Annotated in this window: 23 protein-coding genes; 6 read left to right on the top strand and 17 right to left on the bottom strand. The window is 45.7% G+C overall.

Annotated elements, in window-relative coordinates:
• Positions 1–139: 139 nt before the first annotated feature.
• From wrbA to AC2EXB_RS02525, 4 genes are all read right to left on the bottom strand, one after another.
• Entirely contained in the window at positions 140–754 is a 615-nt protein-coding gene (gene wrbA / locus AC2EXB_RS02540; protein WP_483603476.1) for an NAD(P)H:quinone oxidoreductase, read from the bottom strand.
• A 188-nt stretch (positions 755–942) separates the two neighbouring features.
• Positions 943–1,293: a GIY-YIG nuclease family protein gene (locus tag AC2EXB_RS02535; RefSeq protein ID WP_483603474.1), complete on the bottom strand. Its 351-nt coding sequence runs from the start codon at positions 1,291–1,293 to the stop codon at positions 943–945.
• A 23-nt stretch (positions 1,294–1,316) separates the two neighbouring features.
• Positions 1,317–2,063, bottom strand: coding sequence for a DUF2087 domain-containing protein (locus AC2EXB_RS02530; RefSeq protein WP_483603472.1), 747 nt, complete (start codon positions 2,061–2,063; stop codon positions 1,317–1,319).
• 108 nt (positions 2,064–2,171) lie between these two features.
• Positions 2,172–3,815, bottom strand: coding sequence for an AMP-binding protein (locus tag AC2EXB_RS02525; protein ID WP_483603471.1), 1,644 nt, complete (start codon positions 3,813–3,815; stop codon positions 2,172–2,174).
• 162 nt (positions 3,816–3,977) lie between these two features.
• On the opposite strand from AC2EXB_RS02525, the gene AC2EXB_RS02520 reads away from it, so the two are divergent.
• On the top strand, positions 3,978–5,135 hold the full coding sequence (locus tag AC2EXB_RS02520; RefSeq protein WP_483603469.1) for a class I SAM-dependent methyltransferase: 1,158 nt from the start codon (positions 3,978–3,980) through the stop codon (positions 5,133–5,135).
• Entirely contained in the window at positions 5,132–5,386 is a 255-nt protein-coding gene (locus tag AC2EXB_RS02515; protein WP_483603467.1) for a hypothetical protein, read from the top strand. The genes AC2EXB_RS02520 and AC2EXB_RS02515 overlap by 4 nt, the downstream gene beginning before the upstream one ends.
• A 54-nt stretch (positions 5,387–5,440) precedes the next feature.
• On the opposite strand, the gene AC2EXB_RS02510 is transcribed toward AC2EXB_RS02515, so the two are convergent.
• Both AC2EXB_RS02510 and AC2EXB_RS02505 read right to left on the bottom strand, forming a co-directional pair.
• Entirely contained in the window at positions 5,441–5,683 is a 243-nt protein-coding gene (locus tag AC2EXB_RS02510; protein WP_483603465.1) for a hypothetical protein, read from the bottom strand.
• A 171-nt stretch (positions 5,684–5,854) separates the two neighbouring features.
• Complete coding sequence (locus AC2EXB_RS02505; protein WP_483603464.1) at positions 5,855–6,247, bottom strand: hypothetical protein; 393 nt, start codon at positions 6,245–6,247, stop codon at positions 5,855–5,857.
• A 182-nt stretch (positions 6,248–6,429) separates the two neighbouring features.
• Here AC2EXB_RS02505 and AC2EXB_RS02500 point away from each other — a divergent pair, with 182 nt between their 5' ends.
• On the top strand, positions 6,430–7,353 hold the full coding sequence (locus tag AC2EXB_RS02500; protein WP_235198106.1) for an ABC transporter ATP-binding protein: 924 nt from the start codon (positions 6,430–6,432) through the stop codon (positions 7,351–7,353).
• Positions 7,331–8,275, top strand: a complete 945-nt coding sequence (locus AC2EXB_RS02495; protein WP_483603462.1) for an ABC transporter permease — start codon at positions 7,331–7,333, stop codon at positions 8,273–8,275. The genes AC2EXB_RS02500 and AC2EXB_RS02495 overlap by 23 nt, the downstream gene beginning before the upstream one ends.
• A gap of 318 nt (positions 8,276–8,593) precedes the next feature.
• Here AC2EXB_RS02495 and AC2EXB_RS02490 read toward each other — a convergent pair whose 3' ends face one another.
• Genes AC2EXB_RS02490 through AC2EXB_RS02480 form a run of 3 tightly spaced genes read right to left on the bottom strand, consistent with a single transcriptional unit; the run spans position 8,594 to position 10,711 of the window.
• A complete protein-coding gene (locus AC2EXB_RS02490) occupies positions 8,594–9,337 on the bottom strand; it encodes an alpha/beta hydrolase (RefSeq protein WP_483603460.1) in 744 nt (247 codons plus the stop codon).
• Positions 9,334–9,948, bottom strand: a complete 615-nt coding sequence (locus AC2EXB_RS02485) for an NAD(P)-dependent oxidoreductase (protein WP_483603459.1) — start codon at positions 9,946–9,948, stop codon at positions 9,334–9,336. Before AC2EXB_RS02485 ends, AC2EXB_RS02490 begins: the two co-directional genes overlap by 4 nt.
• Positions 9,949–9,979: 31 nt before the next feature.
• Positions 9,980–10,711 carry an NADPH-dependent oxidoreductase gene (locus tag AC2EXB_RS02480; protein WP_483603457.1) on the bottom strand — a complete coding sequence of 244 codons (732 nt, stop codon included), beginning with the start codon at positions 10,709–10,711 and terminating at the stop codon, positions 9,980–9,982.
• Between the two features lie 102 nt (positions 10,712–10,813).
• Here AC2EXB_RS02480 and AC2EXB_RS02475 point away from each other — a divergent pair, with 102 nt between their 5' ends.
• Complete coding sequence (locus AC2EXB_RS02475) at positions 10,814–11,368, top strand: M15 family metallopeptidase (RefSeq protein ID WP_483603455.1); 555 nt, start codon at positions 10,814–10,816, stop codon at positions 11,366–11,368.
• Between the two features lie 150 nt (positions 11,369–11,518).
• On the opposite strand, the gene AC2EXB_RS02470 is transcribed toward AC2EXB_RS02475, so the two are convergent.
• Together AC2EXB_RS02470 and AC2EXB_RS02465 are read right to left on the bottom strand one after the other, a co-directional pair.
• Entirely contained in the window at positions 11,519–12,796 is a 1,278-nt protein-coding gene (locus tag AC2EXB_RS02470; protein WP_483603453.1) for an ABC transporter permease, read from the bottom strand.
• Positions 12,786–13,484, bottom strand: coding sequence for an ABC transporter ATP-binding protein (locus AC2EXB_RS02465; RefSeq protein ID WP_251477533.1), 699 nt, complete (start codon positions 13,482–13,484; stop codon positions 12,786–12,788). The genes AC2EXB_RS02470 and AC2EXB_RS02465 overlap by 11 nt, the downstream gene beginning before the upstream one ends.
• A gap of 231 nt (positions 13,485–13,715) precedes the next feature.
• Between AC2EXB_RS02465 and AC2EXB_RS02460 the strand changes: the two genes are divergently transcribed.
• Positions 13,716–14,762, top strand: a complete 1,047-nt coding sequence (locus tag AC2EXB_RS02460) for a glycosyltransferase (protein ID WP_483603451.1) — start codon at positions 13,716–13,718, stop codon at positions 14,760–14,762.
• A 45-nt stretch (positions 14,763–14,807) separates the two neighbouring features.
• On the opposite strand, the gene AC2EXB_RS02455 is transcribed toward AC2EXB_RS02460, so the two are convergent.
• The 6 genes from AC2EXB_RS02455 to AC2EXB_RS02430 all read right to left on the bottom strand — a co-directional run bounded on the left by AC2EXB_RS02455 (position 14,808) and on the right by AC2EXB_RS02430 (position 20,737).
• Complete coding sequence (locus tag AC2EXB_RS02455) at positions 14,808–14,990, bottom strand: hypothetical protein (RefSeq protein WP_235198098.1); 183 nt, start codon at positions 14,988–14,990, stop codon at positions 14,808–14,810.
• Between the two features lie 66 nt (positions 14,991–15,056).
• A complete protein-coding gene (locus tag AC2EXB_RS02450; protein ID WP_483603449.1) occupies positions 15,057–15,566 on the bottom strand; it encodes a glycine/sarcosine/betaine reductase selenoprotein B family protein in 510 nt (169 codons plus the stop codon).
• An 18-nt stretch (positions 15,567–15,584) separates the two neighbouring features.
• Positions 15,585–16,592 carry a GNAT family N-acetyltransferase gene (locus AC2EXB_RS02445; protein WP_483603447.1) on the bottom strand — a complete coding sequence of 336 codons (1,008 nt, stop codon included), beginning with the start codon at positions 16,590–16,592 and terminating at the stop codon, positions 15,585–15,587.
• Positions 16,589–17,251, bottom strand: coding sequence for a Dph6-related ATP pyrophosphatase (locus AC2EXB_RS02440; protein ID WP_483603446.1), 663 nt, complete (start codon positions 17,249–17,251; stop codon positions 16,589–16,591). Before AC2EXB_RS02440 ends, AC2EXB_RS02445 begins: the two co-directional genes overlap by 4 nt.
• 219 nt (positions 17,252–17,470) lie before the next feature.
• Positions 17,471–18,853 carry a class II fumarate hydratase gene (gene fumC / locus AC2EXB_RS02435; protein ID WP_483603444.1) on the bottom strand — a complete coding sequence of 461 codons (1,383 nt, stop codon included), beginning with the start codon at positions 18,851–18,853 and terminating at the stop codon, positions 17,471–17,473.
• A 393-nt stretch (positions 18,854–19,246) separates the two neighbouring features.
• Positions 19,247–20,737: a UDP-N-acetylmuramoyl-L-alanyl-D-glutamate--2,6-diaminopimelate ligase gene (locus tag AC2EXB_RS02430; protein ID WP_483603443.1), complete on the bottom strand. Its 1,491-nt coding sequence runs from the start codon at positions 20,735–20,737 to the stop codon at positions 19,247–19,249.
• Positions 20,738–20,743: the final 6 nt, after the last annotated feature.

Raw genomic sequence — 20,743 nt, 5'->3', positions numbered from 1 at the left:
TAGCAATTGAAGTAAAAATACCTATAATTTGACTGTTTGTCAATCTCTGTCTAGATTTATTTCTATTTTTACTATACCCCATTTTAAAAAGTTAAAGCAGGCAACTGCTAGTAGATAGCCTGCCTGCTCCGATTAATCATTATTGGCTGCGTCCATTTTTGATCCATTGCGCCACTTCGACCGTATGTCTTGCTTGATAAGCGACGGCATCTGCAACATCTTCAACCATATTTCCCTCTTGATCTACACTCACACTTGTACCATATGGATTTCCTCCAGCTTTGAATAAAACCGGATCATTATAGCCTGGCGCCGCAACAATCGCTCCCCAGTGGAACATCGACGTATAAACTGCAAGCACGGTCGCTTCCTGTCCGCCATGCGGGTTTTGAGCCGACGACATGGCACTGACAACTTTATTCGCCAATTTACCCTGCGCCCATAATCCACCGGTTGTATCAAGGTATTGTTGGAACTGCGACGGGACATGCCCAAACCTTGTCGGAACGCTGAAAATTATGGCGTCCGCCCATTCCAATAAATCGACTTCTGCTACCGGCACATCCGCGGTCGCTTCTGAATGCGCTTTCCATGCAGGGTTCGAATCGATCGCTCCCTGCGGAGCATTTTCTCTCACTTTTGCTAATTTGACTTCAGCACCCGTTTCTTTAGCAGCTGCTTCAGCCCATTGTGCCATCTGATAATTCGTTCCTGTTGAACTGTAATAAATGATTGCCAGTTTAATGTTAGCCATAATTTTCTCTCCTTCTTGTATAAAGTCCGTGACTGATACGTAAAGACAAGAATTATCCTGAATTTGAGATTTCTCTTACGTTTACACTTTTCCCTTTCTCCAGAAAAATTAAACAAGTAAAGGAGCAGTGTCATCCAACGCAATCTATAAAAAAAAGAACGCCTTTGCCAGGCGCTCTTGCTGTTCAATTATTTTTTGACATTATAGCCTCTATCGCCGTAAGGTTTAAGCTGATCCAGCCACTTTTCTTCCAGCAATTCCAATTCCTTTTTCGGATTGGCCATCGGATCTTCCAGCTCTTTCATTTCTTCAAGGATCTCAATCTCAAACTGCTCCTCGCCTAGTTCTAGCCAATCTTCTTGTAGTTGCTTATTCGTATGATTTGCATTTCGCAGCATGAATTTGACACCGTTCAATGTTTTTAAATTATTTGTGCTTCCGACGAAGCATTTGCCCGATTGCTTGCTTTGGATTTTATAAACACCTGCTTTAATGGGCATTTCTTTATATTGCAGCTTCAATTCTTTTTTGCGTTCCATTTTACACAAGCCTTTCTTCCGCTTTAATTTTCCAGCCAATATTCGCTGCCATCTTTTTTCCGTCCCAGGAACCCATACTCGATCAAGTATCTACGGATTAATACATAATCACTGAACACAGATTCAATTATGCTATTGATTTGCTGTTCACTATAGCGTTCTCCCGTACTGAACCGCTTGCTGATTTCTTTGATTACAACTAGCCGCTGCTTTTCTTTCGGCGGAAATTTCTTCAGTTTTCCGCCTATAAAGAATTTCTCTAAAATATTCTGTTCTTCTTCAGTTGTGATGTTATACCGATCATCAACCATTGCTGCAGTTTGATGAACTTCAATAAAGGCTGGCGCATATTCATCCTTTTCTTTTAATAATTCCATCGTTGCCAAAAATAATTTAGCTTGCCGTTCTTTTTCCTTCAGCACAAACCGGTGGTTGCGGATTGTAGATGCACTGCCGATCTCCATTTCCTGCTGAATTTCGGCATCCTTTTTGCCTTCATAGAAAAACCGGAGCAAGCGGTTCTGGTGCTCAGTTAACCCGGTCAACTTCTTATCCATACTCATTAAGTACTCGAAAACCGAACCATGCGCAATTTCAATATGCAAACGCATATAGCGTTCTGCCTCATAAAATACATCTTCATGGCGGTAGATAATCCCTTTCTCTATTTGTTCATCGCACAATAAGCATCTAAAATGGCCTTTTTCCTCAACAAATCCATTTTTCAACTCATCTATAGAGGCATTCCAAAATCTCTCTGAACTTTTCAAAATAAACACTCTTCTCTTTTGTTTGTAATATATTAAACATTTTATAATATTGTTTGTTATAAAGCAATAAAAACCTCTGTATAAAATCACAGAGGTTTCATGAATCATTTATATTTCCATTTGCTGGCTGCGCTCTATAGCCAGTTCCCGCAATTTAAATTTTTGAATTTTGCCGGAAGCAGTCATTGGATATTCTTTTGTGAATTCGATATAGCGCGGAATTTTATGATGCGATATTTTGCCTTTGCAATAATCCCGCAACTCGTCCGTGCGCATTTGTTCGCTGTCTTTGAGAATGACCCAGGCCATCAGCTCTTCCCCGTACTTCGGATCCGGCACTCCGACTACTTGAACATCTTGGACTGAAGGGTGTTGATATAAAAATTCTTCTATCTCGCGCGGATAGATATTTTCCCCTCCCCGGATGACCATGTCTTTGATGCGCCCAGTCACGGCAATATAGCCATCCTCGTCTTCGACAGCGATATCGCCCGTATGCAGCCAGCCGTCTTGGTCGATGGCTTGCTTTGTTGCTTCTTCGTTTTGATAATAGCCTTTCATGATATGGTAGCCTCTTGTACAGAGCTCTCCCGGTATTCCGATCGCGACTTCCTCATTCGTCACCGGATCCACAATCTTCACTTCCACTTCAGCGTGCGGTTTGCCGACCGTCGCGACTCGTTTTTCAATATTATCATCTGCCCGAGTCTGGGTGATTACCGGCGAGGATTCGGTTTGGCCGTATGCGATCGTAATTTCCGAAGCACCCATCTCGCTAATCACTTTCTTCATCACTTCAATCGGACAAGGCGAACCTGCCATGATGCCTGTCCGCAAAGTGGACGTATCGAAACTCTTAAAATCCGGATGATTCAGCTCTGCGATGAACATCGTCGGGACGCCGTGCAATGCTGTACATTTCTCATCCTGTACCATTTGCAGCACCCGTCTCGGTTCGAATTGTTCCGCGATGACCATGGTCGTCGAATGAGTCACCGCTGCCATTGTTCCAAGGACGCAGCCGAAGCAATGGAAAAAAGGCACCGGGATGCACAGACGATCATTTTCCGTTAAGTTCATTGTGTCACCGACAAGCTTGCCGTTATTTACAACATTCAGATGCGTCAGCATGACACCTTTTGGAAAGCCGGTCGTACCGGATGTGTATTGAATATTGATGACGTCATTCGGCTCCATCGAATCAAAGCGACTTTCCAATTCCTCGTCGCCCACTCCATCCGCAAACGCTTCGAATTCACTCCATGTGTAAATTCCAGGGTGCTGATTCTCGCTCATTACGATAACGCGTTTGAAATGCGGAAGTTTGCTGCTTGAAAGGTTCCCTTTTTCCGCAGCATTTAACTCTGGACAGACCGTATTCAAAATTTCAATATAATTGGAGCTTTTAAACTCTTCGCCTAATATTAGGGTCGTCGCATCGGATTGTTTCAAAAGATACTCAAGTTCGCTTGCTTGATAACTTGTATTGACGGTCACTAGCACTCCGCCCATTTTCCCTGTCGCGTATTGGCTGAGCAGCCATTCGCGCTTATTGTCAGACCAAATCGCAATGTGTTCGCCTTTTTCTATCCCTATTCCTATAAATGCTTTCGCAAGGCGGTCTGTTTCTTGGTCGAACTCCCGATAATTCTTGCGTATGCGGTGTTCCGGATAAACATAGGCTTCTGTTTCCGGATGGAGAGCTGCTTGCTCACGCACAATTTGGCCAACCGTCTTTTCTAAAATCCCCATTTTCATCCCTCCGTAATGTAAACGTTTTCAATATACTTATCCATATTATCATAAAATTCCAACAATATAACATTCAAACAAGATGTTCAAACTAAGCTTTCGCCCTTTAGATGCTATACATGATAAAATGGAAAGTATTCTGGACCACGAAAGGGAATTGAAATGGAATTACAATCAATGCATGATTCACTCGCCGCTCGTTTGCAGCAGCGGGAACTTGTTTCGGCCACCATCAGCCAGCCGCGTTTAAAATCGAATGACATCAAACGGGTGAAACTAAAGCCTGTGGAAATAAAAAATGACTACTTTATTCAATTTGAATATCAATTTGAACATGTACTCAAACATGAAAATTTAACATTGGATGAGGTCCCTGCTAAATTAGCAAGCTTATTCGAAGAGTTCCGCCAAGGGCTTTTCCAGTTTTCCGAAGAAAAAGTACAGATCCAACTTTCTAAGAAATTTAAAGTTTCCTGGAAAACAGAACAGACGGAAACGAAAAAAGCTGAGCTTTCCCATAACCGCAAAAAACAGTACTTACTGGAAGACGGCGTGTCTTATCCGTTTTTGGTGCGTCTTGGCGTACAAAGTCCGGACGGCAAAGTCAAAAAGCAGAAATACGATAAGTTCCGCCAAATCAACCGGTTTATCGAATTCATTGATGATGCACTTGCGCATTTGCCGAAAGACCGCACAGTGCGCATACTTGATTTCGGTTCAGGCAAATCTTATTTGACTTTCGCTCTTTATCATTATTTGCGGATTGAAAAAGGGCTTGATTTGCGGGTCACGGGACTCGATCTAAAAAAAGAAGTTATCGAAGAATGCCAGCGCATCGCTGAAGATTTAAATTACAGTCAGCTGGAGTTTTTGGTTGGCGACATCAATGATTACAACGAAGAATCCGCAGTCGATATGGTTGTCACGCTTCATGCCTGCGACGTCGCTACAGACATGGCTTTATCCCGCGCTGTAAAATGGAATGCGAAAGTCATTTTAAGTGTTCCTTGTTGCCAGCATGAACTGAATAGCCAAATCGAGGCGCCGGAACTTGGCATCATGCTTCAGCATGGTTTGATCAAAGAGCGCTTCAGCGCACTTGCTACCGATTCCATCCGCGCAGAATTATTATCGCTGGTCGGTTATGAAACGCAATTGATGGAGTTCATTGATATTGAACATACGCCGAAAAACATTTTGATCCGCGCATATAAAACAGGAAAAAACCCGCTGCCTGGACAATTTGAACGCTATCAGCAATTCACCCAGCTCTTATCAGCTAAGCCTTTTCTTGAAAACGAATTAAAGGAGCTCCTATGACACGGAAAAATCTCGCCAACGGCATCGTGCTCGCTTTTACCGTAATCTTCGTCCGCTTTATAGATGTAAAAATCTACGATATGCATTTAATCGTGAATTTGCTGCTGATCGTCGGCTTGATTGCTGGACTGATGAAACTTCTCGACCGTTTCCCTTCCCTCGAAAAGCCGGTCGGCAAAAAAGGGGCGATGGCAACCAATTTTATCGTCGTCATCACGATTTTCCTGGCATTTTTCATTTTTGAACTTTAAAGCGGGAAAAGCCGCCTGTCCATTTGGGACGGGCGGCTTTTCTTTTACGCACAGTTAAGAATTCAGGTTGTCTTCATTATATTTTGCAGCTTCCAATTCAATTTTGTAGCTCTTTTTGTATTCGCGGGTTTCCAGGAAAAGATTGACGGCGAAAACAAGTGCCAACAAAAAGGCCGGCAATGACTGTTGGACAATTCCATAGACGAGCGCGGCGAGAATTCCGGCGATCAAGAAGCCCATTGCTTGAGCTGACTTACTATTGCGTTCTTTAATTTCTGTTATCGAAAAATGATTCATATGCTCATACCCCCAATATAAGCATTATAAACATAATTCATGAAAACAAAAGAGGAAATTATCTTTTTCACAGTTTCTTAACATTTGAAACGAAATGAAGTTAAACGTAAAAAACCGCGGAGTCGCTCTACACAAGCAATGCCGCGGTTTCTATTTTATTCAATCTTACATTTACTTTTGTTGGCGAATCATTTCTTCTATATAGGTTTTGACGGGTTCCAAGGTCAATTCCAATCCGCTTGTTTTTAGATTATTGTCCAAGTAATCCAATTGATGGTCCTCTACTGCATCGGATTGAAGATTTAGGGTGTTATTGATGTAAAGCATTCCTTCATTGGTTGCCATCGGAAGAGGCGGACCCTCACCCTCTTCTTCTTTTACTAGATCCAGTCCATTAATAAGCCCTTCTTCTTTCAATTCATTCATTGCTTCTTCATACCGTTCTTTGCCAATCCCTTGGGATAGCCGCTCATCGAGCGCGGCTACATCTTCAGTCGTGGCAGCTGTATAATATTGGGTGTAATAAGCCATTAAGATCTGCTCTTTGTCTTGAAGTTCCTTCATGATCAATCCCTCCGATTTCCTGGTTTCTAGTCTCCTTATTCCCCTTTTCAATTTGTTTATGCTTTTATTTTCATTCCATCTGTTGAATAAGAAAGGGATTTTTGAAACTTCAGGCCTTTTCAATCGTTAATACATAATGACACACGCAGCGGAATCAAGCTGCGGAAAGCGGGTGGAAGAAGATGACAGAAAAACCGATTGTGCAGATCAAGAACCTTTCGAAAACAATTGGAAAGAAGAATATCATTAAGAATCTGAGCCTCGACTTATATAAAGGCCAAATCACTGGTTTTCTCGGGCCAAATGGCGCCGGTAAAACGACGACCATTCGCATGATGGTCGGATTGATGCGCCCGACAGAAGGCGAAGTATTCATTGATGGACAATCAATCCAATCCAACTTTGAAGAAAGCATTCAGAAAGTCGGGGTAATTGTTGAAAATCCGGAAATGTACAAGTACATGACCGGCTACAAAAACCTTTTGCATTTTTCCCGAATGCACAAAGGGATTTCCAAAAAACGCATTGATGAAGTCGTCCAACAAGTCGGCATGCAGAATCGCATCAACGAAAAAGTCAGTTCCTATTCTCTCGGAATGCGGCAGCGGCTCGGCCTCGCACAGGCACTTTTGCATGACCCGAAATTTTTGATCCTGGACGAACCGACAAATGGCCTGGACCCCGCAGGCATCCGGGAATTCCGAATGTACCTGCAAAAAGTCGCAAGCGAAAATGGCGTCGCTGTTTTTGTTTCCAGCCATCTTTTATCAGAAATCGAATTATTATGCGACCGGATTGCCGTGATTCAAAATGGCGAACTGATTGATATCAAGAACGTCAAAGAACTCAATGTTTCGCGCTATTATATTCATGCGGAACCAAATGAACTGGCACTCGAAGTTTTGAGCGGCGCCGGCTTCCCGGTTACTGCGCATGACAAAGGCTATTTGATCGATACGGAATCGCAGCACATTCCTGGAGCCGTTAATATGCTCGTCTCTGCCGGTGCGAAAATCTATGCTGTTCAACCGCATCGCGCAACGCTTGAAGATCAATTCCTTGAAATGACCGGAGGTGGCCAAATTGCTGAAACTCATTCAAAATGAATGGATGAAATTATGGAGCAAGAAAACAAGCTGGATCATGGCCGCTTTGCTGGTTGTCATTTTGTTCGCATCGATGGGCATTACCAAATGGGTCAATTCCAGCATGATGGTCAATGAAGAAGAAACGTGGCAAGAAGTGGCTGCCAATCAACAGGCTAATGCAGAAGCGATGTTGATGGACCCGAATCTTAGCGGCCAGCAAAAAGACTATTACGAAGGCCAAGCAGCAATTGCGGAATATCGCCTGGCAAATGAAGTCCCTGCTTTTGAATATACAAGCATGCAGCAGCAAGTAATCGATGCTCATGCGATGCTGTCTCTCGTCACGCTGTTTACCGTGATTATAGCTGCAGGGATAGTCGCTTCAGAGTTTTCTCAAGGCACCATCAAAATGTTGTTGACTCGCCCTGTTAAAAGGTGGAAAATATTAACTTCTAAATACATCACTACTATGATCTATGCGATTCTGCTCTCTATTTTAACGATCGCCGTTAGCGCACTCGCAGGATTGATTTTCTTCGGCATCGGCGACGGGACTTTCCTTGTCTGGAACGGCTCAGAAGTCGTTGAAGGATCTTATTGGATCGAAGCGTTGAAAATGGCCGCTTTAAGTTTTGCAAGCGTCTGGATCATCGGAACTTTCGCCTTCATGCTCGGCACCGTTTTCCGTTCCAGTTCACTTGCAATCGGCTTGTCGATTTTCCTGATGTTCACTGGAATCCAAGCCGTCTATTTACTCGCTAATTACGAAATCGTCAAATACTATTTGTTCACCCATACGGATTTAACCCAATTCTACACCGGATTTATGCCCGTACCGGATATCACCATGACCATGTCGCTTATTGTACTGGCCGTTTACTTCCTCATTTTCATGGCCGTCAGCTATTGGACATTTTCAAGAAGAGACGTTACTGCTTAAACGAAAAGCGGAAGCGGCCATTTAAGTTCGACGGACATAAGGCGAATTGCCGAAGCGGCGTTTTGTGCCGCACAGGCGAGACGACTTATGACCCGAGAACTTGGCCGCTGGAGTCTGGACACTAAAAAAGCGAAGGCTGCCGTGTAGATTTGACGGGCATAAGACGAGCTGGCGAAGCGGTATGTCCTCAACCGCACAGCCAGCTTGGCTTATGACCCGAGAATCTGGCAGCCGGAGTCTGGACACTAGAAAAGCGAAGGTTGTTCTCTAAAAATAAAAAGGATCTGGCCGTCAGTTTACTGACTTCCAGATCCTTTTTTATTTGTCTTCCATCCAATTCAGCAATGCCTCAACAACCAAATCCTGCTGTTCAAGCGGCTGGATATCTGCCGGATTATCGCCTTTTTGTTCGCCGTAGAGCCCGAACTGGGCATGGTTGCCTCCAGGAATCTCAACAAATTCACTATTGGCTGAAAATAGGATGCGATTGTTCTCAATATCATCCAAAAGCGTCAAACCATCGTTTTCACCATAAACCGACAGCATCGGCAAATCGCTTAAAGCAAAGTCACCTGAAGGATAAGAGCCTAGGAAAAATAAGCCCGCCAATTCATTTTGATGCTCATCGGCATATATCGCAGCCGCAACTCCGCCAAGCGAATGGCCGCCGATAAACCAAGAACCGATTTCCGGATAATCCGCGATTACCGCTTCTGCTTTATCCACTCCAAAAATCCCGAATTTCAGCGGCAGATCCGGAATCGACACCGTGTAGCCTTGCTCGCTCAGTTTCTTGCCAAGATACGCATAAGCTTCCGCTTCCACTTTTGCCCCTTGATAAAGGATAAGGCCTTGGCCATTCGAATCTTCCGGCATGAAGATGAGTCCTTGGTCATCCCGTTCAACCGCTTCGAGATCGACTTGTTCTTCCAGAATTTCACTTGGCCCGTAATCGAATTGGCTATAGACGATAAAGCCGATAACGATCAAAGCAATCAGCGCAATAAAACCAAGCAAAATCCGAATGGTCCATTTTTTCGCCTTGCTTTTCCCCGCACTCAATAGGAAATTCCGACACGGGTTTTGAAGAACTCCGCGCTTTCCATTTGCTTATACGCAAAATCAGCTGTGTCGCCGACTGTGATTTCTCTGCCTTCTTCCGGGAGAAAATCTTTTTCTGTCCGGTAATTGCCGCGTGCTTCTCCGTCCGGCAAGTATGTGGGGCAGACAATCGTCCAATCCAATTCCGACGCTTCGAGCAAACGGAAAACCTTCTCATGTTCTTCTGCAGCGAATGTCAATTTGCGGTTGGAATCTCCGCCTTGGTATCGCAATACACCAGGCGTCAGCCGGCTATTCAAGATCCCTGCCGTTCCAATCGTAATCAAACGCTTGATGCCCTCTTTTTCCATCGCCGCTTTAATGAATGGAACGGCTTCTGACAAAGTTGTCGTCCGGTCCGTTCCCAGTGCACTAAAAACCAAGTCGGCGCCTTCTACAGCCCGTTCGATATCTTCTTGATTGCGCACATCGCCTGCCAGTGTTTCCAAGTTTTCATGGTCTTCCAGTTTAGGTGAACGCACTAAGGCTTTTACTTGATGCCCCTCCGCTAACGCCTGCTTTAAAATTTCTTGGCCGACACGGCCGGTCGCGCCAAAAATGGTAATGTTCATATCCATCCTCCTCTTAAGAACTGTTTATGATTTATTTGAATAAGAATCCTTTTTTGGCCAGCACGCCTTTCAAGTCTTGGCGATGCGGGCGCTTCAGGAAATTCGCCATTTGCTGCGTCCAAGTCTCTGACTTCTGATTGGTGCTGCGGCGCTCGTAATATTCCTGAATCGCTGCATCGTATTCAGGAAGCAAAGTTTCATATTTCGCTTCATCATACTCGTTCTCATGAAGAATCGCTTCGACCGGCAATCTTGGTTTCACTTCATTGCCTTCATTCGGCAAGCCTACAGTCAAACCGTAAACCGGGAACACGCCTTCCGGTAAGCCGACCAGTTCGCTGATCGCTTCCATATTGTTGCGGACTCCTCCGATATAGCAGATGCCGTAGCCTTTCGATTCAGCAGCCAAAGCTAAATTCTGGGCAAGCAATCCAACATCTGTAACAGCGACCAGCAGATTTTCTGCTTGATCAAAAATGATTTTCTCGCCTTGGATTTCTCCCGCATGCTTCAAACGATTGTAATCTGCGCACATGAGGAAAACCGCGCCTGCGCCTTCCATCTGTTTCGAATTGCGTGAGAGCTCCCCTAATTTTTTACGTTTTTCTGGATCCGTCACCCAGACAACGGAATAAGCTTGGACAAAATGGGAAGTGGCCGCATGCTGCGCTGCCTGGATCAACTCGCTGACTTCTTCTCTTGTCAGCTGCTTTTCTTTATAATCACGCACCGAAGCGTGGGATTTCATCAATTCAATAACCATTCTTCTTCCTCCTTTGACTCTATTCTCTTATCCTATCAAATAATCTGGGATGATACTCTTCCAACGATTTTTGCTACAATAAAAGAAGATGAGGTGAGCAGTTTGAAGCGAGCGAAAGCCATTGTTTCGATTCTTTTTTTATTGGTGCTCGGCAGTTTTTTGTTTGTTTGGCTACAGAACGAATGGGCATTCCGTGAAGAACTGGCAAACCGGCCGGCACCTTCCGGACTGCATCCGATTGTAGCTGAAAAAAGTGAACAATTGATTCAGCAAGCCGAAAGCATCGGCATTGAAATCTTGATCACGGACGGATTCCGGTCGTCTGAAGAACAGAATAATTTACACAATCAAGGCCGCAGCGCCCCCGGCAATGTCGTTACTTATGCGCGCGGCGGCGAATCTTACCATAATTATGGCCTTGCAATTGATTTTGCACTGCGTCTCGAAAACGGCGACGTGGTTTGGGATATTCAGCGAGATGACAACGGCAACGGAGAACGCGATTGGTACGAAGTTGCAGCCATCGGCAAAGAGTTAGGGTTTGCTTGGGGCGGCGACTGGCAGCGTTTTAAGGATTATCCGCATTTGGAGATGACATTCGGCTTGTCGATCGAAGAGTTGCAGCAAGGCTATCGTCCGGAAGATGTCCTGGAATAGAAAAACAGCGTGGTTCACTTGGAACCACGCTGTTTTTATGAGTTTGTTTGCGGAATCGGTTGTTTTATTTGCGGAATCCCGATAGTTGTTTGCGGAATCCACTGTTTTGTTTGCGGAATATCTGCCTTTATTTGCGCAATCCGTTTTTTCTTACAATTCCTGGCGCAAAGCTTGAATAACGTCAATTTGAGTGGCTTTGCGCGCCGGGCGCCATCCTGATACCATGGCGACTCCGATGCTGATGACAGCAGAAATCAGCACCAATTGCCAAGGGATAACTGAAATCAGGATACTGACATCGCCCATTCCCTCCCCATCTTCACCTAAAGAGCTCATGATGATTTTCGGTACAATCCAGTTGGCGAGGATGCTGACGCCGTAGGAAACCAAAACAGCGAGCACCGTGCCGATAATGCCGATGGCCGCACTTTCCATGAGGAATAGCTTTTGGATCAGCTTCGGCTTGGCGCCGATCGCTTTCATGACGCCGATCTCACGTGTCCGTTCTGTCACCGCCATCGTCATTGTGTTGAAAATACCGATGGAAGCGATGAGGACTGCAACGGTCCCAACGACAATCAATCCCGCTTTCAAAGCGGTAAAGAACATATTCATTGAACCCAATTCTTCTGTAACCGAGTAAACATAATAGCCATCGTCTTTTAAAGTCTGCGTGATAGTAGAAACATTTTGCAGATCGTCTGCATAAACAAGAACTTGGCGCCCGCTTTCTTCTAGTGCCAACTCTTCCTGGAACACAGGAGCCCACGAATCATCTACTAAAAATGCATTATCTACAATCCAATCCTTGCCCGGTTCTTCCTTGATTCCTGAAACCGTAAATTCCCACGTAGCGGATTCTTTTTCTCCTTCATAAGGGGTTATCTCCAACTTGATCGTCTGTCCGATCAGGCTTCCGGCAAATCCGCCCGAGACTTCCTCGCCTTCATCCATTTTTTTCTGCTCTTCTTCAGTCAACAAATTTTGCGCAAAATGATAGCCGACAATCACTTCGTCAGCTGATGCAGGCATTTTGCCTTCCGCCAGTTTCAAACCCGCTTTTTGTTCTTGCTCCATATTAACGGTAGAAGTGGCTGCAAACCCGCTTCGGTCACCTAATCGGGCGACAGTTTCAGCAACTGGCGAAGTCCGGTCCGTCACTGCTTTTACATGCGCAAGCTGGTTCATCGCTTCCACTTCTTTATCGGTAATCGACTCGCCATCTTCTCTTCCAGCTACTTCGATTTCCGTTACAATCTGATTGTCGAGCACCTGATCCGTCACGGTTTTCTGCATGCCGAACCCGACAGATGCGAGGATAATCAAGAAGGCACAACCCATCATCGCCGCCAAAATAGTTGTCGCTACCCGGAGCTTATTGCGCTTCATATGTTGTTTAATAAAATCCAGTTGATCTTTAAATTGCATGGCGCTTTTCTCCTTTCACTAATTCCCCGTCGTGCAGACGGTATTGCCGATGCGCAACATTTGCGACTTCATCGTCATGGGTGATGATGACAAACGTCAGCCCGAGCGACTGGTTCAGCGATTGGATCAACATCAAAATATCCTGTTCGGTCTCCGAATCCAAACTTCCGGTCGGCTCATCTGCCAGCAGAATCGGCGGGTCGGTGACGAGAGCTCTTGCGATGCTGACGCGCTGCTGCTGGCCGCCTGACAGTTCATTCGGATAATGGTCAGCTACCTCCTGCAATCCTACTTTTTCAAGCAACGCGCGAACTTTCGCCTGGCGCTTTTTCACCGTCTCTCCTTTGATCTTCAAAGGCAGTTCCACGTTTTCGAAAGCGGTGAGGCCCGGCATCAATTGGAAGTTCTGAAAGATGAACCCGAAATTGGCTAAACGGAAATCCGCTTTCTCCTCTTCTTTCATCTTGGCAGTCTCTTTTTTATTCACTAAAACCGAGCCTGATTCCGGTGCCATAAAACCGGCTAAAATATGCAATAAAGTCGATTTCCCAGAACCGCTCTTTCCGAGGATGGCAACAATTTCCCCTTTTTGCACGTCTAAAGTTACGCCTTTTAATACAGGAACTTTCCGTTCGTGTTCTTTTTTGCCAATCGCAAACGTATGGCGCAGGTCTTGGATTTCAATCATGGCTTAATGCCCCTCTCTTACTGGATAATTCAAGTATAGAGATCAAATCTTAACGATTTCCAAGGAGTTTTATGAAGAATTTCTTAAGATGAGGGATAAATAGGAAAGAAGGAGGGTATTTTGCTTATAAGGTTTTTGACTTGCCGCTGAGGATATGCAATTCTTGAAGAAGACCTGAAAGATGATACATAAAATAACTTTTGCCCCAAAAGAGAAGAAAGAAGGGATTTCGTGAAACAATTCGCTATCATTATTCCGGCTTATAAACCGGACCATACATGCGAAAAACTGATCAACGAAATCTTGGCAGCCGGATTTCAACGGATTATTGTGGTCGATGATGGCAGTGGTACTGAGTACGCATCTTTTTTTGAATCCCTGGTGCCATTGCCGGAAGTGACTGTGCTGCGACATGCAGCCAACCAAGGAAAAGGGCGTGCGTTAAAGACCGCCTTCCATTACATACTCAATCAAAACCTTCCATATGAAGCGGTGATTACGGCGGATGCCGATGGACAGCATTTAGTTGCCGACATGTTGAAAATTGCCAAGCAATTATCGGACACTCCAGACCATTTTGTAATGGGTGTTCGGGATTTCGCCCAAAAAGACGTGCCATTCCGGAGCCGTTTCGGCAATCGTTTCACCCGGCTGCTATTCCGTTTATCGACTGGCACTTCGCTCACTGATACGCAGACGGGACTTCGCGGAATTCCAGTGAGCCAGCTGCCCCTGCTGCTGACAGTTCTCGGGGAACGGTTTGAGTACGAAATGAATATGCTCGCTGCTTTGAAACCCAAAGGCATCCAAATAGCTGAAGTGCCGATTGAAACCGTTTATATCGATGAGAATAAATCTTCGCATTTCCATCCTTTGCGCGATTCTTTTCACATCTATAAGATATTCCTGCTTTACGGCCTTTCAGGCGCCGCTTCATTTGGTCTCGATATCGGATTGTATTGGATTTTCCTGCAATTGTTCCGGCCGGAAGCACCGCAATTATTCATTATTTTCGCAACGGTTGCCGCACGGGTCTTATCGTCCCTCTTCAATTACTATGTCAACCGCCACAAAGTATTCGGCCAAGGTTCTCGGAAGTCCTTAATTCGCTACTACTTGCTGGCCGCGTTTATTATGCTGGTTTCTGCCGGATCCGTCCATTTCCTATATGCAGAATGGCTTGGACGAGGAGAAGTCATCCTCAAAGTGCTTGTCGACACGCTGTTGTTCATTTTCGGATTCGTCGTTCAGCGTGCCTGGGTTTTCAAGAAAGAGTAAAAAACTCCGTTTTCCTTTTTGGGGAAAATGGAGTTTTTATTGATTTTATTCCTGGTATTCAATTCGAGTGCCACTTGGTTTCATTGCTAATGCAAGCAGCTGATCGACCACTTTCTTCCGGGTTTCAAAATCAAATGGTTCTCCGCATGGCCGCCCTAATTTGAAAGGCACGTGCATTGTTCTCGGAACACCGACTGCATCGGTTACTTCGGGCAAAATCGTAATCATGGCAGTCGCGGTACCTCTTTCTTCTAAAGCCCGGGCATACAGCCCAAGCACGTTATGGCAAGAACCTCAGCCCGGGACCAGTAAAGCGATATCCACTTGTTCATTTTCAAAAAGCGCCATGACTTTTGGAATCGCTTCTTGTTCCACTGCGCTCGTTTCAAGGATGCCGCCGTTCAATCCAATATTCACATCCGCTACAGAGCGGATTTCGCCTTTGTCTTTAAGCGCTCTTAGCTGCGGCAAAGGAAAGACGATTGTCGGATCGGTTTTAGCAAATTTTGTATTATAGTAAATATGCGTGACCGTCAATTCCTCTTCTTGTGCCGCGGCCGGGATAAGGCGATATGTGGGGTCACCGGCAGGATTATCAACATCAAATGGGCGATCTGATTTCAAATGGATGCCAGCGGTTGTGATTAATGCTACCTTGCATTCTCTCAAAGGCTTAGCCAGAACCGTTTCCGGCATCCCTTGGCGTTCATTGACATGCTTAAGCGTGAATTTTTTATACGCTTCAGGAAAATTCGTTGAAAAAGCGACAGAAAGTTTCGATTTGACTTTTGTTTTCCGTTTCAAGCCTCTAGCCTCCACTTTTTATTCTTGGCCATGCGCCCAGGCAATTCGCGGATCGATTTGCCGTGACATGCGCACCATTACCGGTTCAAAGCCCATACGCGGCCAAAAATAGGAAGAGAGGTGATTGGGCGTATGCCAATCGGTGTAAATATAGTCGAAGCCCAGCTTTTTTATTTCCATGAAACAATGGTTGGCAAGCGCTCGGCCAAACCCTTTCCCACGCATCTCCGGATTCGTTGAAGCTGCTGGAAGTTCCGCACAATTGGATGGAACGGCTAAAATCTGCGGATCTTCTTTTCGGTAATATATATGGAAGCCTGCAATACGTCCGCTTTGTTCAGCCAACCAAAACAGCGCCTCTTCATCGTTCGCGACCTCGCTGTAACTTTGCTTGATCGCATCCAAAAGTTCTTTTGTTATCGGATTCCAAGAAGGAGCCGTTGCCTGGTGGATGCTGTTCCAAGCAGCCATTTTCCTGAGAAGCGGGCCATCAGCCGGTGTGCCTTTTCGAAACTCCAACCCGGGCTCCGATTCATTTTCGGCTGGCGTGAAATCCTTTAGCGGCAGCACCGCATATTTTTGTTCATAGCGGAAAGACTGATCCAGCATTTCTTCGATTAGAAGGGGATGCCCAAGCGGTGCCATTAGGACATGATGAAAATAGCCATGTTTGACCCATTCCGCTCCAGCATCTGCATACAATAGCCGCAAAAGCCGAGGATGTTCATTTTCGCTGATAGCCAGCGAAGCATAATCGATGAACACATGCCGCCCGCGTTCGGCACTTTCCTTAAATTCATAAAGAAGGTAGCCGATAACATCGATTCCCCTCATCGCGACGATTCCGCTGATGTAAGGACGGTCCAATAGCTTGCGCAATATGACTTCCGTTTCGTCAATCTCTTCAAATATGGCTTTTAAAAAAGAGAACCGCTTTCGTTCGCGTTCCTGGCGCTTTGCCAAAAGCACAGCCATCTGGCGAATATGGCGATCTTCGATACCCATAAACTGAATCAATGAAATCACTCCCCGGATTGAAGTTTGACCTCCAGCATACGATAATTCCCTGCTTCAAATGAATCTCCGAAAATAAGCGGCACCGGCTCGACAAAAATCGGGCCGTCAGCAATCACTGTATGAAACTCGCCTTCTTCCCCGCAAGCATCCACTCCGGCTGCCTCCAGTTCTTCGATTAAATCAAGTGTAAACTCCCGCCCTAAAAACTTCGGATCTAACCGTGTCATATCCACTACCGTGATGACGGCTTTAAAGCCCTCTTCTATTAATTCTTTAAGCAATTCCTTCCGTGCTTCCTGCCATAGCGGGTGATGCACTTCCATCGTTGCCTCCGTGCTGACTTTCTGGACCCAAGCGCGGTGGTCCTCCAAATCGATGTCCCCATAGACACCCATCTGGATTCCTTGCTCGTTGAACGTCTTTAAATGTGCGATAAACTCTTGTTCGTAGCCGGACCAATCTGCCTTTCCGATGACGAGCGGCAATCCCATCCGCTCTGCCTGCGCTTCCATTACCTCGAGCGGCAATCCGTGCGAACGCGATTTCGTGCCATCCTCTTCGAACATCGTGAATAATGCGATGGGCACGTGCCCCCCCATAACGGCCCGGTAATACGCAAGCGCCGAATCTTTCCCGCCGCTCCATGACATGACAAACGTCTTTTGCATGCTGCACCTCTTTATCTGTTTTCTATTGTAGTAATTTCGACATCGTGAGACTAAATCCTTTTGGAACTCTACGCTTTTGGCGACGTGCTCGTATTTCTTTGGAAGTCGCTCGTATTTCCTCGAAAGTCGCTCAAATCCGTTGCAAAGTCGCTCGTATAAGTTTTCATCCACCCATTTGCAATAAAAAGGCGGCCAGAAATTTCCTGGCCGCCATTGATTTTATTTTCCTACCATGTTTTCTGGTTTAACCCATTCGTCAAACTGGTCAGCCGTTAAATGGCCGCTCTTCACAGCAGACTCTTTCAATGTTGAACCATCAGCGTGTGCTTGTTTTGCAATAGCTGCCGCTTTTTCGTAGCCGATATGCGGGTTCAATGCTGTAACGAGCATCAATGAATTTTTCACGTGGTTGCCGATGACATCCAAGTTCGCTTCGATGCCCACTGCACAATGTTCGTCGAAACTGATCAAGCTGTCTGTCAATAAGCGCACAGATTGCAGGAAGTTGTAAGCGATAACCGGTTTGAATACGTTCAATTCGAAATTCCCTTGGCTCGCTGCAAATCCGATCGCTGCGTCGTTCCCCATGACTTGAACTGCAACCATTGTCAACGCTTCACTTTGCGTCGGGTTGACCTTGCCTGGCATGATCGAGCTGCCCGGCTCGTTTGCAGGAATCGTGATTTCTCCGATGCCGCTGCGCGGACCGCTTGCCAACCAGCGAACATCGTTGGCAATCTTCATTGCATCCGCTGCCAACGCTTTGATCGCGCCGTGTGTATAAACCATTTCGTCGTGGCTTGTCAGTGCATGGAATTTGTTTTCAGCTGAAGTGAAGGCAGTACCTACCGCTTCCGCAATAAATTCTGCAACCGATGGACCGAATGTCGCGTCAGCATTGATGCCTGTTCCGACAGCTGTTCCGCCAATCGCAAGTTCGCGCATTTCTTCAACGCTTGCACGGATCATGCGCTCACTTTTCTCAAGCATATGCTTCCAGCCGCTGATTTCCTGGCCAAGTGTAAGAGGCGTCGCGTCTTGTAAATGCGTACGTCCGATTTTGATGATGTCATCGAATTTTTTCGATTTCTCGTCCAATGTCGCTTTCAATTGCTGGATTGCTGGCAGCAAGTTTTCAGTAACCGCCATAACGCCTGCAACGTGCATCGCTGTCGGGTAGGTATCGTTTGAACTTTGGGACATGTTGACATCGTCGTTCGGGTGCAATTTCTCTTCCGAAGATTGCTCAGCCAAGATTTCATTGCCGCGGCGGGCCAATACTTCGTTCATGTTCATATTGGATTGTGTACCGCTTCCTGTTTGCCAAACGACTAATGGGAAATGGTCATTCCATTTGCCTTCGATCACTTCATCAGCAGCTGCTACAATCGCTTTCATTTTTGCTTCGGATAATTTTCCGAGTTTATGGTTCGCTTTCGCTGTCGCTTTTTTCAATTGAGCAAATGCCATAACAACTTCATGCGGCATACGCTCAGTGCCGATTGCAAAGTTCTGCACGCTGCGTTGAGTTTGAGCTCCCCACATCTTGTCAGCTTCTACCTGAATTTCACCAATCGTGTCTTTCTCTGTACGATATTGCATTCCATTCACTCCAATTCATTTTCTATATGTAACCTTCTCTTCTATTAAACACAAACCAATCAAAAAAAGCGACCTTTTATGCAAGAAAAGCGCAAACAGCCGCCTAGGTTCGAAAGGCATAAGACGGACTGGCGAAGCGGCGTTTTTCAGCCGCACAGCCAGAACGGCTTATGACCCGAGAACCTGGCTGTTGGAGCCTGGACAATAAGAAAAGCGCAAGCGCCCGTGTAGTCTCGACTGGCTTAAGATCCCGAGAGACTGGGCGCTGGAGTCGGACAATCAGAAAAGCGCAAGCACCCAAGATCAGATCATAAAAAAAGCGCGAGCACCTTATAGCTTCGATTAGCCATAGACACTCCACGCAATAAATCCTTATATTTACTAAAGTCCACTTTAGCTTTGCTTTAGAAAAAACCCTTCAATGATTTCTTCATCTGAATGGGGAATGTACTCACCTTTGATGATTTGCGCCCCGTTGATGCAACCGCTCGATAAGAGGATGATATCGTTCGGCCCGCTTTCTTTCAGCGCGGCAATCACAGCATCATGCCTGGAAGTGGCCGTGACCACTTCTTGCTGATAAGGAACCGTAAAGCCTTTTAATACTTCATTGATCACATCGGTTGGATCATTGAAGCCCGGATGGTCGACAGTAACTACGAGGACATCGGCTTTTCCTTCAGCCGCTTTCGCCATCTTTGGCATCTTGGCAAAATCGCGGATGCCAATGCCCGCTATTAAAGCGATCAACCGGTTATGCGGCAGCTTATTCACTTCACGAAGCACAAAATCCAGTGCTACCGGTGTATGCGCATAGTCCAAAATGATTTTCCGGGATTCCGGGCCTTCAATTACTTGAAAGCGCCCTTCCACTTGAGACATATTCGGCAAGACTTTAATGATTCTTTCCATATCTGCTCCCGCTAATAATGCCGCGCCGATCGCAGCTGTTAAATTCCCGGCATTGTATTCGCCGTATAGCGGAACTTCCACTAAATAGCTTTGGCCTTGATAACGCAAATCGAAATTCATGCCGTTTTGCATCACCCGAATATTGTCCCAAACGAGATCTGCTTCCGAATCGCGATGCTGGCTATACGTTAAAGCTGGATAATTGACGGCCGCCAGAATCTCTTTAGACATGCCTGCATCGTCGATATTGATGACGGCCGCTTTAGCTTGTTTGAATAATAGTAGTTTTGATTTTAAATAATGTTCAAATGTATGATGATATTCCAAATGTTCTTCTGAGATATTCGTATGGATCGCTACATCAAAAATGATGCCCTCCACCCTTTTCTGATCAAGTGCAATGGAAGACACTTCCATGGAAGCTGCTCGATCCCCAAGCAGAGCCAGTTGTGAAAAGATTTGGTGGATGTCCGATGACATCGGGGTAGTCGGCGTGCTTTTCTTAACCGCCATCTTTCCTTTAGAATTCCAGATGCCCGTCGTTCCTAAAAAGCCAGAGGGGATACCAAGGAGGTTGAAAAGGTTATAGACATACGTGGATGTCGTGGTTTTGCCATTCGTTCCCGTTACACCGACCTTAATTAAACGATCCTGTGCATTTCCAAAAAAATGAAAGGATGTCCAGGCGAGCGCCGCCTTGGAATCTTCGACGATAAGAAACGTCAACTCTTCATGCTGATCGGCAAAACTTTTTAAAACTGGGGCATCTGTACCGATAATGGCAGAAGCCCCTTTATCGATGGCTTCTTGAATGTATAAATGGCCGTCCGTATTTTCTCCGGCAATACAAAAAAAGGCGGTCCCTTTTCCCACATCCGCCGAGTTGTAAGCGAGAGCATTGATTTCCTGTGTCTCCGGTCCATAAAGGCCAGTAGTCGAAAGACGCGGAATGCGATTGAATCGAATATCCATTGGACA

Source organism: Planococcus alkaliphilus (assembly GCF_057031095.1).
Note: the sequence above shows the minus strand (reverse complement) of the source record. Positions and strands in the feature narration are given on the sequence as shown.

What these genes read in the sequence shown, in the direction of transcription:
- wrbA (WP_483603476.1), bottom strand. Translation starts at nt 754, where the DNA reads ATGGCTAACATTAAACTGGCAATCATTTATTACAGTTCAACAGGAACG.
- AC2EXB_RS02535 (WP_483603474.1), bottom strand. Translation starts at nt 1,293, where the DNA reads ATGGAACGCAAAAAAGAATTGAAGCTGCAATATAAAGAAATGCCCATT.
- AC2EXB_RS02525 (WP_483603471.1), bottom strand. Translation starts at nt 3,815, where the DNA reads ATGGGGATTTTAGAAAAGACGGTTGGCCAAATTGTGCGTGAGCAAGCA.
- AC2EXB_RS02520 (WP_483603469.1), top strand. Translation starts at nt 3,978, where the DNA reads ATGGAATTACAATCAATGCATGATTCACTCGCCGCTCGTTTGCAGCAG.
- AC2EXB_RS02515 (WP_483603467.1), top strand. Translation starts at nt 5,132, where the DNA reads ATGACACGGAAAAATCTCGCCAACGGCATCGTGCTCGCTTTTACCGTA.
- AC2EXB_RS02510 (WP_483603465.1), bottom strand. Translation starts at nt 5,683, where the DNA reads ATGAATCATTTTTCGATAACAGAAATTAAAGAACGCAATAGTAAGTCA.
- AC2EXB_RS02505 (WP_483603464.1), bottom strand. Translation starts at nt 6,247, where the DNA reads ATGAAGGAACTTCAAGACAAAGAGCAGATCTTAATGGCTTATTACACC.
- AC2EXB_RS02500 (WP_235198106.1), top strand. Translation starts at nt 6,430, where the DNA reads ATGACAGAAAAACCGATTGTGCAGATCAAGAACCTTTCGAAAACAATT.
- AC2EXB_RS02485 (WP_483603459.1), bottom strand. Translation starts at nt 9,948, where the DNA reads ATGAACATTACCATTTTTGGCGCGACCGGCCGTGTCGGCCAAGAAATT.
- AC2EXB_RS02480 (WP_483603457.1), bottom strand. Translation starts at nt 10,711, where the DNA reads ATGGTTATTGAATTGATGAAATCCCACGCTTCGGTGCGTGATTATAAA.
- AC2EXB_RS02470 (WP_483603453.1), bottom strand. Translation starts at nt 12,796, where the DNA reads ATGCAATTTAAAGATCAACTGGATTTTATTAAACAACATATGAAGCGC.
- AC2EXB_RS02465 (WP_251477533.1), bottom strand. Translation starts at nt 13,484, where the DNA reads ATGATTGAAATCCAAGACCTGCGCCATACGTTTGCGATTGGCAAAAAA.
- AC2EXB_RS02455 (WP_235198098.1), bottom strand. Translation starts at nt 14,990, where the DNA reads ATGATTACGATTTTGCCCGAAGTAACCGATGCAGTCGGTGTTCCGAGA.
- AC2EXB_RS02440 (WP_483603446.1), bottom strand. Translation starts at nt 17,251, where the DNA reads ATGCAAAAGACGTTTGTCATGTCATGGAGCGGCGGGAAAGATTCGGCG.
- fumC (WP_483603444.1), bottom strand. Translation starts at nt 18,853, where the DNA reads ATGCAATATCGTACAGAGAAAGACACGATTGGTGAAATTCAGGTAGAA.
- AC2EXB_RS02430 (WP_483603443.1), bottom strand. Translation starts at nt 20,737, where the DNA reads ATGGATATTCGATTCAATCGCATTCCGCGTCTTTCGACTACTGGCCTT.